We start from the raw sequence: 20,488 nt of genomic DNA, 5'->3' as shown, positions 1-20,488 counted from the left end.
AAGGGGCGTTATCCGGTGTCTTAAGCCATGGCCAATGCCAAACGAATTCATCAACTTCTCAATCGGCTCTACAAGATCTGTGATGAGCTCAGCGAGGAATGCGATGGTAGGCCCTGCACGCCTTCTGGCTTCTGCGTTGGCACCCCCGGTGAATATCTGGCTGCCGATGCTTTCGGCCTGAAGCTCCTCCCGGGAAACAGCAAAGATTTCGACGCCGAGACTGAGCTAGGCGAACCCGTTCAGATCCGCACAAGCGGCAAAGGTTCCTACGTTCCAATCTATGGGTCTAAAGGTTTGCTACTGGTTGTCCGTATTCGACGCACAATGATCGAGCTCATCTATGGAGGCCCTGCCATCAATCCTTGGGAAAATGCGCGCAAGCCAAATCACCGTGGCGTGCGCTCCATCAGTATTTCCCTGCTCAAAGGTCTTCACGCTGAGCTCCCTCTGGCATTGCGCCTCAAGAAGATATGCACTGCAAACCAATGAGATTCCATTGCATATAGCCAACACTCAACTAGCACTTCAATGACCGGGTTGAGCATGGCCCGACCGCTCCAGCACCAATAGGAAGCCCGCCACCAGCAACTCCACCCAGGACGGCCTAGCGCGCCGATCGAGAATCGCCGCCGGTCCTGCCGGATCTGCCGGCGGAATCATCCCCTGCCCGGTGGTGGGCCATGGCCCAGCCGATCGGGTGCTGGGTCGCCTGGGCCTGCTGCTGCCGGCCATCGCCGATCGACCTGCTGGCCCAATTCTGCTGCCATTTCTGCGGCCACCCCCGGGATTACCGCCGCGGCCTAATCAGCAGATCCCTGCTGTAGCAATCGGCCTGGGCCACGGGCAGGGCCGATCCCTGCACAGAAGGACTACGTGCAGCCCGACTTCTACGAGATGCAGGACGCCTACTAGCGATCTCGTTGGTGCTGTTTGTAAAAACGCATCACCGCCAGGCCGACGCTGCGGGGATCGTGCCTAAGGGTGGCCGTTGGCCTGGCCCCCTGCAGCGGCGCCTGCATCACCTGGTAGCCCTGGCGCCGTAGCTGGCGGGCATCACAGCGGACCGGCTCGGCCCCCTGCTGGCGGTAGTGCTCAACCAGGGCAAAATCCTCCAGGTCCTGCTGGGCCAGCACCGCCGTAAACAATCGCTGGTCGATGCCCAGGCTGGCCAATTGGGCCTCAATGGCCCGCAAATGACCGGCCACATCCAGGCCATCGGTCTCCCCCGGTTGGGTCATCAGGTTGCAGATGTAAAGCCGGGGCGCCTTGCTGCGGCTGATCGCTGCCACCAACTCCGGCACCAACAGATTTGGCAGCAGGGAGGTGTAGAGACTGCCGGGGCCCAGCACGATCAAATCGGCATTGGCAATTGCCTCGAGGGCCCGGGGCAGGGCCGGCGGCCGCTCTGGGGTGCAGCCCAGACGCACGATTGGGCTATGGGCCTTACCGATCTTGGATTCACCCTCCAGCCGTTCGCCGTTTTCGAGCTCGGCCCAAAGACGCACATCGGCATTGGTGGCGGGCACCACCTGGCCCTGAACCGCCAAAACCCGGCTACTGGCGGTAATCGCCGATTCGAGGCTGCCGGTAATCGCCGTAAGGGCGGAGAGAAAGAGGTTGCCAAAACTGTGCCCCTCCAAACCGCTACCGGCACGGAAGCGGTATTGGAAAAGCTTGGTGAGCAATGGCTCTTCCCGCGATAGGGCCGCCAGGCAGTTGCGGATGTCGCCAGGGGGCTGCACCCCGAGCTCGCGCCGCAAAACACCGCTACTGCCGCCGTCATCGGCGACGGTGACGATGGCGGTGATGTTGGTGCTATAGCGCTTCAGGCCACTCAACAGGGTGGAAAGGCCCGTGCCACCGCCAATTGCCACGATGTTGGGGCCGCGATTAAGCCGGCCCTGGGCCGCCAGGGCATCGACCAAGGCCGTGCCCTTATCGGGAGCTAGGGCCTGCTGAATCGAGCCGAAGCTGCGGCTTTGCCCCCAAATCACCAGGGCTGCGCCAACCACCAGCACCAGGGGGCCGGTGATTCCCCTCGGCATTACGCGGGTGACCTCCTGGAGCAGCCACTTAATGCTGTTGAGCGACCAATAAATGGGCTGCAAATCAGCCCAAACGGCCGCGCCCAGTAAGGCCAGCAGCAGACCCAGGCCCGAGGTGAACAGCCAACGCTTAACCACCAAGCCGGGTTGAAGCCACCGAACCGCCCGCCGCGAGCGGCTCATTAGGTCCTGTTGGCGAGAACGCCGCAAAGACAAATGCCTGGAAATACGGGGCAAAGGCGGGGGAGGGACGCTGCGTTAAGTAATCGAACTTTAGGGAGGGTTAGCCAAGCCCCCACCCCAACCCGGCAAGATGGTTGTTAGTGCGGTCAACCAGCCCTGGCAAACATGCAGCCGATTGCTGAGATGCGCGATCTCAGCGTGCGCTGGGGTCGCCGCACGGTGATTGAAAACGTCAACCTGAGCCTCGAGGCCGGAGAGCGCCTAGTGGTGGTCGGCCCTTCCGGGGCCGGCAAATCGACCGTGCTGCGGCTGCTGGCCGGCCTAATGCTGCCCAGTAGCGGCAGCCTGCGGCTCCATGGCCAGGAGCAGAAATATCTGCGCCTCGACCAACGCACCCCGGCGGATGTGCGATTTGTGTTCCAAAACCCGGCGCTGCTGGGTTCCCTGAGCGTGCTGGAGAACGTTGGGTTTTTGCTTTATCGCGACGGCAGCCTTCCCGAACGTGAGATTCGAGCAAGGGTGTCCCAAGCCCTGGAGGCGGTGGGACTGGCGGGCATCGAAGACCAGCTGCCCAACGAACTCAGCGGCGGCATGCAAAAGCGGGTGAGTTTTGCCCGGGCCCTGATCGAAGATCCCCGCAAGGCAGCCGATCAAATGCCATTGCTCCTTTTTGATGAACCCACAGCCGGCCTAGATCCGGTGGCCTGCACCAGAATCGAGGATCTGATTGTGCGCACCACCGAAGTTGCCCAGGCCGCATCGGTGGTGGTGAGTCACGTGCACAGCACGATCGAGCGCACCGCTGAAAAGGTGGTTTTGCTCTACGACGGCCTTTTTCGCTGGCATGGCAGCCTCGACGACTACCGCAGCACTAGTGATCCCTATGTGGTGCAGTTCAGGAGCGGTAGCCTGAGCGGACCGATGCAGCCAGCTGAGCTCTAACCCATGCGGCGCAGTGTTCGAGAAGCAATTGTCGGGTTTTCGCTATTGGCCGCCTTGGCCAGCGCAGCTGGCCTTTCATTTTGGTTGCGCGGCATTTCCCTAAACCGCAGTAATTGGACAGTGCGCGCCAGCTTTGCCCAAGCATCTGGCTTGGCCGAACGCTCAGCCGTGACCTACCGGGGCGTTCAGGTGGGCAATGTGCGCCGAGTCAGGGTTACCCCTGGAGCGGTGATCGCTGATCTGGAGATCAGCAAAGCCGACCTGCACCTCGCCAAGCCGGCCTACGCCGAGATCAGTTCTGCCTCCCTACTTGGGGGAGATTCCCAAGTTTCCCTGGTGAGCACGGGTCCCCTGCTGCCGCCAAACGCCCCCGCCCCCTATTCGAAGACCTGCAACCAGGCGGTGATGCTCTGCAATGGCAGCAGCATTGTCGGCCTAGAGGCCGCAAGCCTGAGCACAGTTACCGCCCTGATGCACAAAATGCTCACTGAGGTGGATAAGGACAACCTGATAAGCAAGTTTTCCAAGCTCACCACGAGCTTCGAGCAAACCTCGCAAGATGCCTCCGGTTTCCTCAAAGATGGCCAGGTTTTGGTCAAAAAGCTAGATAAATCTATTGACCATGCCCAGCCAACCATCACCAACCTCAACGCCAGCACCGCCCACCTGCGCAACCTGCTGGCGGCCCTTGACAACCCCAAAACCGTTAAAGATCTTCAGCAGACCGTGAGCAACGCCGAAAAGCTCAGCGCCAAATGGAATGCGGTGGGAGGGGATGTGAAAAAACTGACCGACGACCCCAAATTCATGGACGGGGTACGCAGCGTGGCCGTGGGCCTTGGCAAGTTTTTTGACGAGCTATATCCCGAGCGTAAAGTTAAAACCTATTGATTGCCTCCATGACAATGGCAGCGATGGCCTGATCACTTGCCTTGGGTAGCTGGACGTATTTCCCACCGGCAGCCGTGGCAAGGTCCTTACCCATCCCACTGCCGATGAACTTGCGCTCGGTGTCGATCACCAGCAACTTGATCCCGAGGGAGCGATAGCGGCTGGCCACCTGCTTCACCTCTTCCTTTAGATCCACCGGCTCCTCCCCCTCCAGCTGGGGCTGGCCCAAGGAGCGGCCCAGCGGCACGTTGCCGCGGCCATCGGTGATCGCCACCACCACCACCTGGCCCAGGTCGCCGGTGGCCAGGGCATTGGCCCCCACCCGGGCCGCCTGGGTGAGGCCATGGGCCAGCGGCGAGCCCCCACCGCAGGGCATCGACTCCAGGCGCCGGCGGGCGGCGGTGATCGAGCGGGTGGGCGGCAGCAGCACTTCAGCCTGTTCGCCTCGAAATGGAATCAGGGCAACTTCATCTCGGTTTTCGTAGGCCTCGGTAAGCAGCCGGATCACGGCCCCCTTAGCGCTCTGCATGCGGTTGAGGGCCATCGAGCCACTGGCATCCACCAGGAAGATCACCAGGGCTCCAGCCTTGCGCTGCAATTGCTTGGCCCGCAGGTCGCCATCTTCAACAATCACCTTGCGGTGGGGTTGTTGCTCGCGGCGGCTCTTTTGATAGGGAGCTGCAGCCCTCAAGGTGGCATCCACGGCGATGCGCCTGACGGGCCCGCGGGGCAACATCGGCTTCACATAGCGGCCGCGGGAGTCGCTGAACACCACCGAACGCTTGCCGCTGCCACCGGTCTTAGCCCTGGCCGCTGAAAACAGCAGCAGGTCGGGGTCGATGGCCACCGCCTCGGGATCAAGCAAAAACTCCTCGGGGATTTGCGGCGGAGCCTGGTCCTCCGGGGTGTCGTCTTCCTGGTCTTCTGGCTCGTTTTCGGGCTCCTCGGGCTCCTGCTCGTTTTCGGGCGGCTCCGGCTGCTCCGGGGGCTGCTCCCCCTGGGGTGGGGGCGGGGGTGGTGGCCCCAGGGGCTGGTCGGGATCGGGGGGCGGCAGCTGCAACGCCCGCGGCGCAATCACCAGACGCACTGCCACCTGCAGGTCGTCTGCCTCGACCCGGTCGCGGCCACTGAGGGCCGCATGGGCCCGGGCAACGCGCACCGCATAGAGCTCACTGCGGTGGCCTTCTACCCCGCCGCGCAGGGCCTCCGTCACCAGATAGGTGATCTGCTCGCGGCTTATTTGCACGTCTGGGAGCCATTGGCGAGCCAGCAGAAGCTGGGTGGCCAGGGCATCGGTTTCCTCCTGCCAGCGGGCGCGGAAGCTGTCGCTGCTTTCGGCGTGTTCAATGGCGCTGCGGCTGATCTCCACCCGTTGCTTGAGCTCCAGCACCTGGTTGGCCGAGAGGCAGATGGCAAAGCGATCGAGCAGGTGATCGCGCACCGCCCCCTCCTCGGGGTTGAAGGTGGCGATCAACAGGCAGCGGCAGGGGTGGCTAAGGCTGAGGCCCTCCCGCTCAATTCGATTTTCACCGCTACCTACCGCTGCCAGCAGCAAGTTGGTGATGCCGTCATCGAGCAGGTTCAGTTCATCGATGTAGAGCACGCCCCGGTGCGCCTCCGCCAGCAGGCCGGGCAGAAACACAGCCGCGCCACTGGCGAGGGATGCGGCCACATCGACCGAGCCCAGCAGCCGGTCTTCGGTGATGCCGAGCGGCACCTGCACAAACGGGGCAGGAATCACCTTGGTGGGCGGGTCACTGCCATTCAGGCCCTCGGCACCCCATTCATCCGCGCCCCATTCATCCGGGCGACTCGGGTCAAGGTTGAGCCCCGTGGCCGCCGAGCCGAGATCGAGCACATCGATTGGCGGCAACAGGGCGTGCAGGGCGCGGGCCAGCACTGATTTACCCGTGCCCCGACCGCCGGCAATCACCACGCCGCCCAGGCCCGGGTCCACGGCGGCCAGCAGCAGGGCCAGCTTGAGAGTGCCGTGGCCAGTGATCGCCGCCAGTGGGAAGGCGCGGGCCGCGGCTGCCGCCGCCTCGCTGGAGCCGGAAGTGCTGGGGGCGCTGGCGACCATGGAGACCGGTAGGGAGCCTCAATATGGTGGCAGTCTCGCCGATCCCTTGATCGAGGAGCTCCGTCGATGAGGCTGCCCAGCCAGGCCGCAGACACGATCGCCATCGCCCTCGGCGCCAACCTGGCCGATCCCTTCGCCACCCTGGCGGCGCTGCGGCCGCTGCTGGTGGAGATGCTGGAGGCCCAAGCCCCTAAACCGATTGGCTACCACTGGTCGCCGTTGTTTCGCACCGAGCCGGTGGGGGGACCGGCCGGTCAGCCGCCCTATCTCAATGCGGTGCTGCTGCTGGGTCCGCCGCTGCCGCCCCTTGATCCCCTGGAACTGCTCCAGCTATTGCAGGCCCTGGAGACGCGCTTTGGCCGCCAGCGCCTCGAGCGCTGGGGACCACGCCACCTTGATCTCGACCTGCTCTGGTGCGGCGCCACACAGGTTGAAGGGCCAGAGCTGCAGCTCCCCCACCCACGCCTGCTGGAGCGCTCCTTTGTGCTGGCGCCCATGGCCGCAATCGCGCCAGAGCTTGTCCCACCTGGGCAGGACCCCAAAGCCCCGGGGCTGGATTGCGCTGCCTTACTGGAGAAGTTGCTGCCCCAGCTGGCCGAGGCGCCGCCCGAACGGCTGCCCGCCGCACCCGGCTGGCCTGCATAGGCCATGCTGGCCTGCATAGGCCATGCTGGCCTGATCGCTGAGCTGCCCCGATGGCGCCCCTACCTGCCCCCGAGCCCGCGCGCCTGATCGAAACCACGGCCAGCCTCGAGGCCCGCAAACTGCGCTTCGAAGTGAACCGGGTTGAGCTGCCGATGGGGGTAGAGGGCAGCTTTGGCCTGATTCGCCACCCAGGGGCTTCCCTAGCCGTACCCGTGCTCGACGACGGCCGCTTGGTGTTGCTACGCCAATACCGCTTTGCCGTGGCCGCGCGCCTCCTGGAATTTCCCGCCGGCACCCTGGATCCGGGTGAAACACCCCTGAGCACCATGCAGCGCGAACTGCAGGAAGAAGCCGGCTACAGCGCCAGCCGCTGGGACCCCCTGGGCGCCATGCTCCCTTGCCCCGGCTATTCCGATGAGGTGATCCATCTGTTTTTGGCCAGGGAGCTTTCCCTGCTGAGCGACCGTCCCCCGGGCGATGACGACGAAGACCTGGAAGTGCTGCTGATGGAGCCGGCCCAGCTGGATGCGGTGCTGGCCAGTGGCACTGAATATCTCGATGGCAAAAGCGTGACCGCCTGGCTGCGGGCCAAACAATTGCTGGGGATCTAATGGCTGCTGAGCGCTGGCTGTTCTGGCACCGCCGCGACCTGCGGCTAAGCGACAACCTGGGACTAGCCGCCGCGGCCATGGCAACGCACGCTGTTACGGGCGTTTTTGTGCTGGATCCGGCCGTCCTCGAGCCCGCAGCAGGCCAGCCCCCCATGGCACCGGCGCGGCTCTGGTTTTTAAGCGAGAGCCTCAAGGAACTGGAGCGCAGCTGGCGGTTGGCCGGCAGTCGCCTGGTGATCCTGCGGGGTGACCCCACGGCCTTGGTGCCCCAATTGGTCCAGGCGATCGGAGCGTCAGTGGTCGCCTGGAATCGGGATGGCGAACCCTACGGGCGCGAGCGGGATCGCAGGGTGGCGGCAGCTGTTCAGGCAGATGGCCGCAGGGTGCTCGTCGACTGGGATCAACTGCTGGTGGCACCGGAGCAGCTGAAAACCGGCGGCGGTGATCCCTATCGGGTTTATGGCCCCTTCCTGCGCAACTGGCGCGGCCAGGTGGAACAACTGACTGCCCAGGGGGGCCTCAATCCCCTGCCGGCACCGGCAGGACTGCAGGACCTACCGACCGACTTGGCTACCGAAACCCTATCGGCCCTACCCCTGGTGGGCCCGGAGCTGAACCATGGCTTTAGGGGGATGGAGATCTGCCCCTGCCGCCCCGGAGAGGGGGCCGCCCAGGAGCAATTGCAGACCTTCAGCCTTGGTGGCGCCACTGGCAGAGGTCGCTCGGCCGCCCTGCTCGGCTACGAACCGGGTCGCAATATCCCCTCGGAAGCGGGCACCTCCGGCCTCAGTGCGGCCCTCAATTTCGGCACCCTTAGTCCGCGCCAGGCCTGGTCAGCGGCCCAGGAGTCACGCCTGGCGGTGGAGGCCCTGGGCGGCGGCGCAGAGGCCCTCCATTCGATTGAGGTTTGGGAGCAGGAGCTGGCCTGGCGCGAGTTTTACCAGCAGGCCCTCTTCCACTTCCCTGAGCTCGCCGATGGTCCCTACCGGGCCCAATGGCGCCAATTCCCCTGGGAAAACGATCAAGCGCGGCTGGCGGCCTGGCAGGAGGGGCGCACTGGCATGCCGATCATTGATGCGGCGATGCGCCAACTGCTCGAGAGCGGCTGGATGCACAACCGTTGCCGAATGATCGTGGCCTCCTACCTGGTCAAAGACCTGATCTGCGACTGGCAGCTGGGGGAGGCAACCTTCATGGAGCACCTGGTGGATGGGGATCTGGCCGCCAACAACGGCGGCTGGCAGTGGAGTGCCAGTAGCGGCATGGATCCCAAGCCCCTGCGAATTTTCAACCCCGCCACCCAGGCCGCCAAATTCGACCCCGAGGCCACCTATATCCGCACCTGGCTCCCGGAATTGGCCAAGGTCGATACGGCCTCCCTGATTTCCGGGGAGATAGCGCCCCTGGAGCGGGGCAGCTATCCGGCCCTAATCGTGAGCCACAAGCATCAGCAGGCCCATTTCAAGGCGCTCTACGCCACGATCAAAGCCTGAGCCGTCAGCTGTTGAAGCACGGCAATCACCTGTTGCTGCTGGGCGCTGCTGAGTTCCGGGAAGATCGGCAGGCTCAACACCTCGGCACATAGACGCTCGGTGACGGGCAGGGAGCCGGACCCGTAGCCCAGATCGGCGTAGGCGGGCTGCAGATGGATCGGGATGGGGTAATAAATGATCGTGCTTACCCCAGCGTCCTGGAGCTGCTGTTTAAGCCAATCGCGGCAGCAGGCCTCCGGCAGCCCGAAGCTGGCGCTATCGGCAGAGGGGATGCAGGGGGCTGGCCCGGTTGCACCGGCGTTAAGGGCGGATGCACAGGCCTTGGCTGCCGCTGGACAGCCAGGTACCCGCACCACAAATTGGTTCCAGCTGTGGCCGGTCGGGCCCTGCTCAGGCAACTGCACCCCCACCAACTCGGTCAATTGGCTGCGGTAGGTGGCCGCAATGGCCTGGCGGCGGGCCACCCAGCGGCCCAGGTGGGGCAACTTGACGTTGAGCACGGCCGCCTGCATGGCGTCGAGGCGGCTGTTGTAGCCGAGGGCCGTATGCAGGTAACGCCTGGGCATGCCATGGACGGCCAACTCGCGAATGGTCTGGGCGAGCTGGCCATCGCGGCAGGTGACAGCCCCACCATCCCCCGCAGCACCAAGATTTTTGGTGGGGAAAAAACTGAAGCAGCCGACATCCCCCCAGCTGCCAACGGGCCGGCCAGCCCAGCTGGCGCCACTGGCCTGGGCGCAGTCTTCGACCACCTTGAGGCCATGGCGCTCGGCAAGGGCACAAACCCGTTCCATGTCGACGGGGCGACCAAATAAATGGACCGGAATTAGGGCCTTGGTGGCAGGGGTAATGGCCGCTTCCAGCTGGTCGAGATCGATCAAATAGCTGCTTTCCTCCACATCCACAAAGACGGGCCTGGCACCTACGGCACTGATCGCTTCTGCCGTGGCAAAGAAGCTGAAGGAGGCCGTGATTACTTCATCACCCGGGCCGATGCCCAGGGCCCTCAGGGCCAGGATCAGGGCGTCGGTGCCGCTATTGCAGCCAATCGCATGGGCGACCTGGGTAATGGCGGCGAAGTCGGTTTCAAATTGGGCGATCGTTGCCCCACCGATGTATTGACCGCTGCGCAGCACCTGCAGCACGGCCTGATCGAGGGCTTCACCCAGCTCACTGATTTGCTCGCTGAGACTGAACGGAGGCACTTGCATGGCGGTGAACTTAAATCCCCCTGCAAGCGGGTGGGCCAGAATCTGCAGATTGCTCATTGGCCCGGCTGGGTCCCGCCCATTCATGCTTCTCGATCTGCGCGGCAAGAAGGCCCTGGTCACAGGCATCGCCAACAACAAGTCGATCGCCTGGGGCATCGCCCAGCAGCTGCATGCCGCCGGCGCCGAGTTGGGCGTCACCTATCTGCCCGATGAGAAGGGCCGCTTCGAAGGCAAGGTGCGTGAACTGACCGCCCCCCTAGCTCCGACCCTGTTCGAACCCCTAAATGTGCAGGAGCCAGCCCAGATCGAGGCGGTCTTTGAACAGGTGAAAAAGCAGTGGGGTTCGATCGATGTGCTGGTGCATTGCCTGGCCTTCGCTGGCAAGGAGGAGCTGGTTGGGGATTATTCCTCCATCAGCCCTGAAGGCTTTGCCCGGGCCCTGGAGGTGAGTGCCTATTCCCTTGCCCCCCTTTGCCGCTACGCCAAGCCCCTGTTCAACGATGGGGCCAGCGTGATCACCCTCAGCTACCTGGGTGCTGAACGCGCCATCCCCAACTACAACGTGATGGGTGTGGCCAAGGCCGCCCTTGAGGCTTCGGTGCGCTACTTGGCCGCTGAGCTGGGCCCCGAAAAGCAGGTGCGGGTAAATGCGATCAGCGCCGGCCCGATCCGCACCCTGGCCAGCAGTGCCATCGGCGGCATCCTCGACATGATACACAACGTGGAAGCAAAAGCCCCCCTGGGTCGCACCGTCACCCAGGAGGAGGTGGGCTCCACCGCCGCCTTCCTGGCCAGCCCCCTGGCCTCAGGCATCACCGGCCAGGTGATCTATGTGGATGCGGGCTACTGCATCACGGGGATGTGAACACCCTGCCAAGCGCCATTTGCCCTAGGCGGCTTCCGGCCGAATGGGAGCCGGTTGGGGCTGTCCTGATGGCCTGGCCCCGGGCCGATGGCGACTGGGCGCCCTATCTCAAAGAGGTGCGGGCCTGCTACATGGAGCTCTGCGCAGCGGTAATGCGGCATGCGCCACTTTTGCTACTCAGCGCCACAGCCGAGGCCAACGCCCAAGAGTTGGCCCACCTGGGCAAAGATCGGCTGAGGGTGTGCTCAAGCCCCGCCCAGGACACCTGGAGCCGCGATTACGGACCAATCACGGTGCTGCAGCAGCTGGGCAGCGAAACCGAAACTCCCCTACTGCTGGACTTTCGCTTTAACGGCTGGGGCGGCAAATACCAGGCCGATGGCGACAACCAGGCCACCGCGGCTGCCTGGCGTGGGGGCGCCTTCGGCGGGGCCCCGCTGGAGGCGGTGGAGATGGTGCTGGAGGGGGGCAGCATCGAATCGGATGGCAAAGGCACCCTGCTCACCACCAGCACCTGCCTGCTTTCGCCCGAGCGCAATCCCCAGCTGAGCCAGGCGGAGATAGAAGCCGCCCTGATCAGCCACCTGGGCGTCGAAAGGGTGATCTGGCTGGGCCATGGCCAACTTTCTGGCGATGACACCGACGCCCACATCGACACCCTGGTGCGCTTCTGCAGTCCGGGCACCTTGGCCTACGTGGCTTGCGACGATCCCAGCGACCCCCAGGCGGCGTCGCTGAAGCTCCTGGAGGCAGAGCTGCAGGCTCTGCGCACCGCCGATGGCGAGCCCTACCGGCTGATTCCCCTGCCCTGGCCCCGGGCCCGCTTCGCCCCAGACGATGGCCGCAAGCTGCCGGCCACCTACGCCAATTTCCTGATCCTCAATGGGGCGGTACTGGTGCCCAGCTACGGCGATCCCCCCAGGGATCTGGCGGCCCAAACGGCCCTGGCAAAAGCTTTCCCCGCCCACACGATCGAAGCCGTCGACTGCTCGGCCCTGCTGCTGCAGCACGGCTCCCTGCATTGCGCCACGATGCAGATTCCTGCGGCTGTTTACCAATGAACAGAACTGCCGTGAACCAGCTACGGGCGACAAAATTGCGGGCTGCCCTGATCCAGCAGGCCTGGGTAGGCAATCGCAAGGAAATGGTTGCGGCCACCTGCCGGACCATCCGCACAGCCGCCAGCCAGGGGGCCCAGCTGGTGCTCTGCCAGGAGCTGCATACCAGCGCCTACTTCTGCCAGCAGGAACTGGTCGAGCGCCACGACCTGGCAGAAACAATTCCCGGCCCCTCCACCACGCTTTTCGGAGCTTTGGCCCAGGAGCTTGGAATAGTGCTGGTGATCAGCCTGTTTGAGAGAAGGGCACCCGGTTTGTCCCACAACACGGCAGTCGTAATTGAGCGGGATGGCTCCATTGCCGGCACCTATCGCAAGATGCACATCCCCGATGATCCGGGCTTCCACGAAAAGTTCTATTTCGCCCCAGGCGATCAAGGTTTTGAACCAATTGTCACCAGCGTGGGCAAGCTCGGGGTATTGATTTGCTGGGACCAGTGGTATCCAGAGGCAGCCCGCCTGATGGCCCTGGCCGGCGCCGATTTACTCCTCTATCCCACGGCCATTGGCTGGAGCCAAGGCGACGACGCTGAGGAACGGGCCCGCCAGCGGGAGGCCTGGATCACGGTGCAACGCAGCCATGCCATTACCAATGGTCTGCCGGTGCTGGCGGTAAACCGCTGCGGCAGCGAACAGGACTGCCAATTTTGGGGCAGCAGCTTTGCCGCCGGCCCCCAGGGCGAACTGCTGGCCCAGGCGGCGATAGGAGAGGAAAGCGTGCTGCTGGTGGATCTGGACCTGGAGCGCAGCGAAAACGTGCGTCGCTGGTGGCCTTTCCTGAGGGATCGGCGCATAGATGCCTACGGGGGCTTACTGAAGCGCTGGCGCGACTAGGCAGAATACCCGCGGCATGATGCTTGAAGGATCTGCCACCGCTTGAGCATGCGTACCGGCGAAATACACCGCGTCACCGGCGAAACCGAAGTACGCGTAAAACTCAACCTCGATGGCAGCGGCCTTTGCCAGGTGGGTACGGGAGTGCCGTTTCTCGATCACATGCTCCATCAGATCGCCAGCCATGGCCTGCTGGACCTGGAGATCAGCGCCAAGGGTGACACCCACATCGACGACCACCACACCAACGAAGACGTGGGTATTGCCGTGGGTCAGGCACTGGCCCAAGCCCTGGCGGAACGGCGCGGCATCCACCGCTTCGGCCATTTCGTGGCGCCCCTCGATGAGGCCCTAGTGCAGGTGGCCCTGGATTGCTCCGGCCGGCCCCACCTGAGCTATGGCCTGCAGATTCCTGCCCAAAAGATCGGCAGCTACGACACCGAACTGGTCAAGGAGTTTTTTGCCGCCGTGGCCAACAATGCCGGCCTTACCTTGCACATCCGCCAGCTCGATGGGGTGAATTCGCACCACATCGTGGAGGCCTGCTTCAAGGCCTTCGCCCGGGCCCTGCGGCTGGCCGTGGAATTGGACCCCCGCCGGGCAGGAGCAGTGCCCAGCAGCAAGGGCGTGTTGGAGAGGGCCGGCAGCTAGGCCAGGAGTGCTTTGGGGGCTCTAGCGCCTGAAGGATTAACGCCTCAGCGGTTCCCGCGACCAGAGAAACAACCCCAACCGCTCCGCATCGGCCATGGTTCGCTCCGCATCCAGCAAAAGGGCACCACGGGCCTCCCAGGCGATGCCGGTGAGGCCTGCTGCGGCGGCTTTGGCCACCGTGATCGGGCCAATCCCAGGCAGGTCCATGCGCCGGTCCTGGTGCAGCTTCGGGCCCTTGTAAAGCACCCCAGATCCCACCGCATCCGGCAACTGGGGGCGGATGGCGGAGATCCAATCGAGCATGGCGTCGGTGCCTGGCAGGGCCTCGGTGGCTAAACAAAGGCCCGCAGCCACCACGGCCCCCTGGCCCACATCCACAGCGGAGATGGCTTCAACGATGTAGGCCGCCCGCTCCACATCAGCCCGCTCGGCCTCGGTGGGTACCCGGCCGGCATAGAGGCCAGGCTGGGTGAGCAGATTGGGGGCCACCTCTTCTATGCCCACCACCTGGAGGCCCAATTCCTCAATGATCTGGGCCAAGGCCCGCAGGGCCGCGTCGTCTCCACTGCGCAGGGAGGCCAGGATCCGGGGTGCCGCCATCAAGGTTGGGGCCTCAAATCGCAGCACATTTAGGGATTTGGGCCGGTGGAACTTGCCCACCATCACCACCTGCTGGATGCCGCGCTTCTCCAGGGATTTGAAAAAGGAAATCGAGCGCTCGAAATAGAAGGGCTCTGCACCTTCAATTTCCACCTCCAGGCCCTGGGGGAAACACACCAGGTGCTCCCGTCCAGCCCTGGTGAGGGCCTCCGAGAGCATCCGTGGCATTACCCCGGAACCGGCAATGATGGCAAGCGACGGATCACCCATCGAAGCGGCGCGTAACTCCAGACGAACCAACGAAGGCAGTTAACAGCTGCCCAACCCTTGGGTGCGGGCCCAAGTGGACAGGTCCTGTGGCGTCAGCCTTTGATCGCTAGCGCCGGCCTGGCGCAAATCCTTGAGCACCACCACCCCATCGAGGGCCTCCTCTTCACCAATCACCAGGGCCCAGCGGGCACCGGAACGGTCGGCCCGCTTGAACTGCTTGCCAAAGGCCGAACCACTGGCATCGATCTCCACTGCCAGGCCAGCCGCCCGGCATTGGCGGGCCAGGGGCAACGCCATCGCCTCGGCCGCCCCACCGCGGTTGACCACATAGAGATCCAGGGGCGCCGGCCCTTCCTCCTCCAGCCCTCCTGCCTGGGCCAGCAGCAGGGCGAGGCGCTCCATGCCCAGGGCCCAACCAAAGGCAGGCGTAACCGGCCCACCCAACTGTTCCACGAGGCCGTCATAGCGACCGCCACCGCAGACGGTGGCCTGGGCCCCCAACTGGCTGCTGGTGATCTCAAAGGCGGTGTGGCTGTAGTAGTCGAGGCCCCGAACCAGGCGGCGATTGAGCAGATAGGGAATGGCCAGGGCATCCAGGCCCCGCTGCACCTGGGCAAAGCGCTCCTGGCTTTCTGGGTCCAGGGCATCAGCCAGGCTCGGGGCATCGGCCAAAAGGGCCTGGGTCTGGGGGTTTTTGGAATCGAGCACCCGCAGGGGATTGGTGTGGATGCGGGCCTGGGAATCCGGGTCGAGTTGGTCGGCACGGGCCCCGAGCCAGGCCACCAATTGCTCGCGGTAACGGGCCCGATCGGCGCCGCTGCCCAGGGAATTGATCTCAAGGGCTAGGCCACCCACCCCCAGATCAGCGAGCAAATCCCAGGCCACGGCAATTGCTTCAACATCGCTGCGGACATCGGCAAAACCCAGCAACTCCACACCGATCTGGTGAAACTGGCGCTGGCGGCCCGCCTGGGGCCGTTCATAGCGAAACATCGGCCCGCCATACCAAAACCGCTGGGCCCCCTGACTTAATAGCCCGTGTTGAATCGCGGCCCGCACCACCGAAGCGGTCCCCTCCGGCCTGAGGGTGCAACTGCGCTCACCACGGTCGAGGAAGGTGTACATCTCCTTGCCCACCACATCGGTGGCCTCGCCAATACCGCGGGAAAATAGCTCGGTTACCTCCAGTAGGGGCGTGCGAATTTCAGAAATGGCGGCCCGGCGGAAATGGTCGCGGGCCTTGGCCTCAATCAGCTGCCAGTGGGCGGTTTGCTCGGGCAGCAAATCCACCATCCCCCGCAGGCACTGGAGCGGGGAGGCGGGGCTGGGCACGGCAACCAGTTAGCAATCTGCCCAGTTTGCCGCGTAGCTAGCTCGGTATCTAGCCATAAAAATGCCGGTACCAATCTGCAAAGCGCCGCACCCCAAGCTCAATCGGGGTAGCGGGCCTGAAGCCCACCCAGGCCTCGAGCAGGGAGGTGTCGGCGGCGGTGGCCACCACATCGCCCGGTTGCATCGGCTGAAAATCCTTGATGGCCTCCCGGCCCAGGGCCTGCTCCAGCAGCTCGATGAAGCGGAGCAGCTCAACGGGCTGGGAGTTGCCAATGTTGAAAACCCGATGGGGGGCCCAGCTGGTGGCCGGATCAGGTGCGGCGGCATCGAAAGCAGGATCGGCCGTCGCTGGCTTGTCGAGGCAGCGGATCACGGCAGCGACGATGTCGTCGATGTAGGTGAAATCGCGGCGCATGGCCCCGTTGTTAAACACCTTGATCGGTTCGCCCGCCAGGATCGCCTTGGCAAACAGCATCGGCGCCATGTCAGGGCGGCCCCAGGGGCCGTACACCGTGAAAAAACGCAGCCCCGTGGCCGGCAGGCCATAGAGATGGCTGTAGGTGTGGGCCATCAGTTCATTGGCCTTCTTGGTGGCCGCATAGAGGCTCACAGGGTGGTTTACCGGCTGCTGCTCGGCAAAGGGCATGGCCCTGTTGCCCCCATAGACCGAACTGCTGCTGGCATAGACCAAATGGCCGATGCCGTGGTGGCGGCAGCCCTCAAGGATGGAACCAAGCCCCGCCAGGTTGCTTTGGATGTAGGCGGCGGGATTTTCAAGCGAGTAGCGCACACCCGCCTGGGCCCCTAGGTGCACAACCGCCCGGGGCTTTTCGGCGGCAAACAGTTCTGCAATGGCGGCGCCATCGGCCAAATCCAGGCGCTGTAACTGCCAATTGCCTTGGTCAAAGCTGAGCTGCAGCCGATCAAGCCGCGCCTGTTTCAGGGCAGGGTCGTAGTAGCTGTTGAGGTTGTCGAGGCCCACCACCCGTTCGCCACGGGCCAGGAGCTGCTCGCAAACGGCCGCGCCGATGAAGCCCGCGGCACCCGTTACGAGAGTTGTCATTGGATAGCTTCGCCCTGGTCATGAATGGCTGTCTCCAGAGCATCCAGCCTCGCCACGAAATCAGCCAGGAGACTCTCGCGATCTGCCGGCAAGGCAAAAGGACCCTCCTCGTAGCGCGCCTCCACGGCAAAAACCTGCAGCTTGAGAAGCACATTTGGCAACTCCTCTCCAGCTTGCTCAGCCAGCAGGGCCAACTCATGGCTGCGTTTGGGGGCAAGGTTACTGAGCACCAGCTTCGCCTTCAGCAATTTTTCAAGGGCCTGCTGGGCTTGAAAACCCCACTCCTCCTCTGGGTAGCTGGGATCAAGATTGAGCTGCATCGCCAACAGGTGCCTGCGCACAATGCGCAGCAGCAGCTTTGCATCTTCAGCCGGCGACATAGAGCACCTGCCCCTCCCGCGCCACATCGCCCATCACATGCCAGCGGGAGGCGGCCATCCGCCCAGCATCATGGGCTCCGATCACCACCAAATCAACGCCGCAATTCAAGGGGCCAAGCAGCAGTCGAAAAGCGTGCGAGCGCTCTGTTTTGAGTTCGGGAGACAGGCTGGGTTCGTGGCAAATCACAGCCAGATCCAAATCGGAATCAGGTTCAGCGTCTCCCCGGGCCCTTGATCCAAAGGCCACAACGGCGTGGACATTGGCTTGCTGGCAGAGACCCTGGAGCCGCTCCCGCAGGGTTGATGCATCAAGACCAGGCCCCAGCTCAATGTCCTGGGCCAAGGGGATGGCTGCCAACCAAGGAATGGCCGGAGCAACAAAAGGCTGGGCGGCAACACTGACCATATGTCTACCCTATCCACCACTCAAGATTCGTTTGATCTGGCTGCTCAGAACATCACGTCTTGGGAACAAGCCGCTCATGCTGAAAGCAACCCACGAAAATAGGCCATCGTGGGCTCAAGACCCTGCTCCAGCGGCACCGTGGGCTGCCAGCCCAGCTCCCGTTGGGCCAGATCGATCACAGGTTGGCGCTGCAGGGGATCGTCCTGCGGCAGCGGCCGATGCACAAGTGCCAAGCTCGGATTGATGCGATCACGCACCAGCTCAGCAAGCTGCTTGATCGTGAATTCAGCTGGATTGCCGATGTTGATCGGGCCGGTGTGCTCGCCATTCATCAAGCGGATTAGGCCCTCCACCAGATCGTCCACATAGCAAAAACTGCGGGTTTGACTGCCGTCGCCGTAGAGGGTGAGGGGTTCGCCGCGCAACGCCTGCACGATGAAGTTGCTCACCACCCGGCCGTCGTCGGGCAGCATCCTGGGCCCATAGGTATTGAAGATCCGCGCCACCCGGATCTCGGTGCCATGCATGCGCCGGTAATCGAAGCAAAGGGTTTCGGCGATGCGCTTGCCCTCGTCGTAGCAGCTGCGGATGCCGATGGTGTTAACGCAGCCCCGGTAGCTCTCGGGCTGGGGATGCACCTCCGGATCGCCATAGACCTCACTGGTGCTGGCCAGCAGCAGCCGGGCCCCCACCCGCCGGGCCAGGCCCAGCATGTTGTAGGTGCCAAGGAAGCTGGTTTTGGCCGTTTTGATCGGGTTGAACTGATAGTGCACCGGCGAAGCCGGGCAGGCCAGGTGCCAAATCCGGTCGACCTCGAGCTTGATCGGCTCGGTCACGTCGTGGCGGATCAGCTCAAAGCGGGGGTGGCCGATCCACTGGGCAATGTTTTCCTTGCGGCCGGTGAAGTAGTTGTCGAGGCAGATCACCTCCTCACCGGCTTCCATCAGCCGGTCCACCAGGTGCGAGCCCACAAAGCCGGCACCGCCGGTGATCAGGTTGCGGGTAAGGGAGGCGGGCATGGCTTAACCCTCCCCCACGGTCCAAACGTTTAGGCCCGCCGCCTTGGCACCAGCCGCATCAGCCTTTGCCCGGGCATCAAACAACCAGGCGGGTTGGCGCATCACCGAAGCGATCGCCTTCCAATCGAGGGACCCAAACTCCGCCCATTCGGTGAGCAACAACACCGCATCTGCCCCAGCTGCGGCCTCCAAAGCCGAATCCACCATCTGCCAACCCCCGTCGCAGTCGCCGGGGGCCTGGCCCAGATCCCTGGCGACTGCGACGGGCTTCACCTTCGGATCGACGATCGCCAGGCGGGCCCCCTCCTCGAGCAGGTCTCGGCAAATGCGAATCGCAGGCGATTCCCGGGTGTCGTTGGTATCGGCCTTAAAGGCGAAGCCCAACACCGCCAGACGCTTGCCGCTGACGGTGCCAAAAAGCTTGTTGACCACCAGCCGGGCAATCCGCTGCTGCTGCCAAATGTTCAGCGCCACCACCTGCTCCCAGTAGGCCGCCACCTCCTCAAGGCCGTAGTGCCGGCACAGATAAACCAAATTGAGGATGTCTTTCTGGAAGCAGCTGCCACCAAAACCAGGGCCAGCCTGCAAAAACTTGGGGCCAATGCGGCTGTCTGCGCCTATTGCCCTGGCCACCTCCGACACATCGGCGCCCGTGGCCTCACATAAGGCGGCAATGCCGTTGATCGAGCTGATCCGCTGGGCCAAGAAGGCATTGGCGGTGAGCTTGGAGAGCTCCGAACTCCAGAGATTGGTGCGCAGGATCTTTTCGGGCGCCACCCAATGGCCATAGATGGCGGCCAAGGCCTCAATGGCGGCGGGGTCATCGCCACCGATCAACACCCGGTCGGGCGCATCGAGATCGGCAATGGCGGTGCCTTCGGCCAAAAACTCCGGATTGGAGAGCACCGAAAAACTTTTACCTTCTGGGCCCGCATCGAGGATTGCCTTAACCGCCGCGGCCGTGCGCACGGGCAGGGTGCTTTTCTCCACCACCACCGTGTGGCCCTGGGCATGGGCTGCCACCTGGCGGGCGGAGGCCTCCACCCACTTGAGGTCGCTGGCCTGGCCGGCCCCCAAGCCCTTGGTTTTGGTGGGTGTGTTCACCGAAAGGAACACCATGTCGGCGGCGGCGATCGCCGCATCCACCTCGGTGGAGAAATGCAGGTTGCGGCCCCGACAACGGCCCACCACCGCATCCAGGCCGGGCTCATAGATCGGCAACTTGGCAAGATCGGGATCATTCCAGGCGGCAATGCGCTCGGCGTTGAGATCCACCACCTGCACCTGGATATGGGGGCAGCGATCGGCGATTACGGCCATCGTGGGGCCGCCCACGTAGCCCGCTCCGATGCAACAAATGGTCCGGATGCTGCCCAACAACTAATCCCGCCAAAACTTCTGCAGGAGAGACTATTACCAAGCGGTTTTCCCTCGCCCATGGCCCACCTCCTAATCACCGGTGGCGCCGGCTTCATCGGCAGCCACACCTGCCTGGTGCTGCTGGAGGCCGGCCACAGCCTGGTGGTGCTCGACAACTTCGCCAACAGTTCCCCAGAGAGCCTCCGGCGGGTGCTGGAGCTGGCCGGATTGGGCTCCGAAAGCGAGCGTTTGCGGGTCATTGAGGGCGATATCCGCAGCGAGGCTGACCTCAATCGGGCCTTTGGCGCAACTTCTGGCAGCGCAACTCCCGGCGGCAGCGGCATCGAGGCGGTGATCCACTTCGCCGGACTCAAGGCCGTGGGGGAATCGGTGGCCCACCCCCTGCGCTACTGGGATGTGAACCTGGCGGGCTCCCGCAGCCTGCTGGCGGCGATGGAGGCCCACGGCTGCCGCAACCTGGTTTTCAGCAG

General features: G+C 63.9%; 22 protein-coding genes. 11 read left to right on the top strand and 11 right to left on the bottom strand.

Annotated features, from left to right (window positions below; all coding sequences use genetic code 11):
• Window positions 1-27: 27 nt before the first annotated feature.
• Window positions 28-489, top strand: coding sequence for a DUF6998 domain-containing protein (locus KBY58_RS02775; protein WP_255002732.1), 462 nt, complete (start codon window positions 28-30; stop codon window positions 487-489).
• Between the two features lie 36 nt (window positions 490-525).
• On the opposite strand, the gene KBY58_RS02770 is transcribed toward KBY58_RS02775, so the two are convergent.
• Entirely contained in the window at window positions 526-732 is a 207-nt protein-coding gene (locus tag KBY58_RS02770) for a hypothetical protein (RefSeq protein ID WP_255002731.1), read from the bottom strand.
• Between the two features lie 176 nt (window positions 733-908).
• The gene (gene yvcK / locus KBY58_RS02765; protein ID WP_255002730.1) at window positions 909-2,228 is read right to left on the bottom strand and encodes a uridine diphosphate-N-acetylglucosamine-binding protein YvcK; all 1,320 of its coding nucleotides are present in this window, start codon (window positions 2,226-2,228) and stop codon (window positions 909-911) included.
• A 165-nt stretch (window positions 2,229-2,393) separates the two neighbouring features.
• Here yvcK and KBY58_RS02760 point away from each other — a divergent pair, with 165 nt between their 5' ends.
• A complete protein-coding gene (locus KBY58_RS02760; protein ID WP_255002729.1) occupies window positions 2,394-3,170 on the top strand; it encodes an ABC transporter ATP-binding protein in 777 nt (258 codons plus the stop codon).
• Window positions 3,171-3,173: 3 nt separating this feature from the next.
• Window positions 3,174-4,061 carry an MlaD family protein gene (locus tag KBY58_RS02755; RefSeq protein WP_255002728.1) on the top strand — a complete coding sequence of 296 codons (888 nt, stop codon included), beginning with the start codon at window positions 3,174-3,176 and terminating at the stop codon, window positions 4,059-4,061.
• Here KBY58_RS02755 and bchD read toward each other — a convergent pair.
• Window positions 4,048-6,141 carry a magnesium chelatase ATPase subunit D gene (gene bchD / locus KBY58_RS02750; protein WP_255002727.1) on the bottom strand — a complete coding sequence of 698 codons (2,094 nt, stop codon included), beginning with the start codon at window positions 6,139-6,141 and terminating at the stop codon, window positions 4,048-4,050. The genes KBY58_RS02755 and bchD overlap by 14 nt on opposite strands.
• Window positions 6,142-6,207: 66 nt before the next feature.
• Between bchD and folK the strand changes: the two genes are divergently transcribed.
• Genes folK through KBY58_RS02735 form a run of 3 tightly spaced genes read left to right on the top strand, consistent with a single transcriptional unit; the run spans window position 6,208 to window position 8,890 of the window.
• Window positions 6,208-6,786, top strand: coding sequence for a 2-amino-4-hydroxy-6-hydroxymethyldihydropteridine diphosphokinase (gene folK, locus KBY58_RS02745; protein ID WP_255002725.1), 579 nt, complete (start codon window positions 6,208-6,210; stop codon window positions 6,784-6,786).
• 50 nt (window positions 6,787-6,836) lie between these two features.
• A complete protein-coding gene (locus KBY58_RS02740; RefSeq protein ID WP_255002724.1) occupies window positions 6,837-7,397 on the top strand; it encodes an NUDIX domain-containing protein in 561 nt (186 codons plus the stop codon).
• Window positions 7,397-8,890, top strand: a complete 1,494-nt coding sequence (locus tag KBY58_RS02735; RefSeq protein ID WP_255002723.1) for a cryptochrome/photolyase family protein — start codon at window positions 7,397-7,399, stop codon at window positions 8,888-8,890. The genes KBY58_RS02740 and KBY58_RS02735 overlap by 1 nt, the downstream gene beginning before the upstream one ends.
• On the opposite strand, the gene KBY58_RS02730 is transcribed toward KBY58_RS02735, so the two are convergent.
• Complete coding sequence (locus tag KBY58_RS02730) at window positions 8,869-10,101, bottom strand: DegT/DnrJ/EryC1/StrS family aminotransferase (protein ID WP_255002722.1); 1,233 nt, start codon at window positions 10,099-10,101, stop codon at window positions 8,869-8,871. The two genes, KBY58_RS02735 and KBY58_RS02730, sit on opposite strands and share 22 nt — an antisense overlap.
• 82 nt (window positions 10,102-10,183) lie before the next feature.
• Between KBY58_RS02730 and fabI the strand changes: the two genes are divergently transcribed.
• Genes fabI through hisB form a run of 4 tightly spaced genes read left to right on the top strand, consistent with a single transcriptional unit; the run spans window position 10,184 to window position 13,568 of the window.
• Window positions 10,184-10,966, top strand: a complete 783-nt coding sequence (gene fabI, locus KBY58_RS02725; RefSeq protein WP_255002720.1) for an enoyl-ACP reductase FabI — start codon at window positions 10,184-10,186, stop codon at window positions 10,964-10,966.
• Window positions 10,963-12,027 carry an agmatine/peptidylarginine deiminase gene (locus KBY58_RS02720; protein WP_255002718.1) on the top strand — a complete coding sequence of 355 codons (1,065 nt, stop codon included), beginning with the start codon at window positions 10,963-10,965 and terminating at the stop codon, window positions 12,025-12,027. The genes fabI and KBY58_RS02720 overlap by 4 nt, the downstream gene beginning before the upstream one ends.
• Window positions 12,024-12,917: a carbon-nitrogen hydrolase gene (locus tag KBY58_RS02715; protein ID WP_315858016.1), complete on the top strand. Its 894-nt coding sequence runs from the start codon at window positions 12,024-12,026 to the stop codon at window positions 12,915-12,917. Before KBY58_RS02720 ends, KBY58_RS02715 begins: the two co-directional genes overlap by 4 nt.
• Window positions 12,918-12,965: 48 nt before the next feature.
• On the top strand, window positions 12,966-13,568 hold the full coding sequence (hisB, locus tag KBY58_RS02710) for an imidazoleglycerol-phosphate dehydratase HisB (RefSeq protein WP_255002782.1): 603 nt from the start codon (window positions 12,966-12,968) through the stop codon (window positions 13,566-13,568).
• Window positions 13,569-13,604: 36 nt separating this feature from the next.
• On the opposite strand, the gene KBY58_RS02705 is transcribed toward hisB, so the two are convergent.
• The 7 genes from KBY58_RS02705 to KBY58_RS02675 all read right to left on the bottom strand — a co-directional run bounded on the left by KBY58_RS02705 (window position 13,605) and on the right by KBY58_RS02675 (window position 19,958).
• A complete protein-coding gene (locus tag KBY58_RS02705; protein ID WP_255002717.1) occupies window positions 13,605-14,468 on the bottom strand; it encodes an LpxI family protein in 864 nt (287 codons plus the stop codon).
• 9 nt (window positions 14,469-14,477) lie between these two features.
• Window positions 14,478-15,731: a histidine--tRNA ligase gene (gene hisS, locus KBY58_RS02700; protein WP_255002779.1), complete on the bottom strand. Its 1,254-nt coding sequence runs from the start codon at window positions 15,729-15,731 to the stop codon at window positions 14,478-14,480.
• A gap of 88 nt (window positions 15,732-15,819) precedes the next feature.
• Window positions 15,820-16,833 carry an NAD-dependent epimerase gene (locus tag KBY58_RS02695; protein ID WP_255002715.1) on the bottom strand — a complete coding sequence of 338 codons (1,014 nt, stop codon included), beginning with the start codon at window positions 16,831-16,833 and terminating at the stop codon, window positions 15,820-15,822.
• Window positions 16,830-17,213 (bottom strand): HEPN domain-containing protein, encoded by a 384-nt coding sequence (locus KBY58_RS02690; protein ID WP_255002714.1) that lies wholly within the window; start codon window positions 17,211-17,213, stop codon window positions 16,830-16,832. Before KBY58_RS02690 ends, KBY58_RS02695 begins: the two co-directional genes overlap by 4 nt.
• A complete protein-coding gene (locus KBY58_RS02685; protein WP_254934506.1) occupies window positions 17,200-17,619 on the bottom strand; it encodes a nucleotidyltransferase family protein in 420 nt (139 codons plus the stop codon). Before KBY58_RS02685 ends, KBY58_RS02690 begins: the two co-directional genes overlap by 14 nt.
• A 74-nt stretch (window positions 17,620-17,693) precedes the next feature.
• Window positions 17,694-18,638, bottom strand: coding sequence for a UDP-glucuronic acid decarboxylase family protein (locus tag KBY58_RS02680; RefSeq protein WP_255002713.1), 945 nt, complete (start codon window positions 18,636-18,638; stop codon window positions 17,694-17,696).
• 3 nt (window positions 18,639-18,641) lie between these two features.
• Window positions 18,642-19,958, bottom strand: coding sequence for a nucleotide sugar dehydrogenase (locus tag KBY58_RS02675; RefSeq protein ID WP_409995706.1), 1,317 nt, complete (start codon window positions 19,956-19,958; stop codon window positions 18,642-18,644).
• A 117-nt stretch (window positions 19,959-20,075) separates the two neighbouring features.
• Between KBY58_RS02675 and KBY58_RS02670 the strand changes: the two genes are divergently transcribed.
• The coding region (locus tag KBY58_RS02670) for an NAD-dependent epimerase/dehydratase family protein (protein ID WP_255002711.1) at window positions 20,076-20,488 on the top strand (413 nt) is incomplete at its 3' end.

Source organism: Cyanobium sp. HWJ4-Hawea, assembly GCF_024345815.1.
Taxonomy (GTDB): domain Bacteria; phylum Cyanobacteriota; class Cyanobacteriia; order PCC-6307; family Cyanobiaceae; genus Cyanobium_A.
This window is presented reverse-complemented; position numbering and strand designations above follow the sequence as displayed.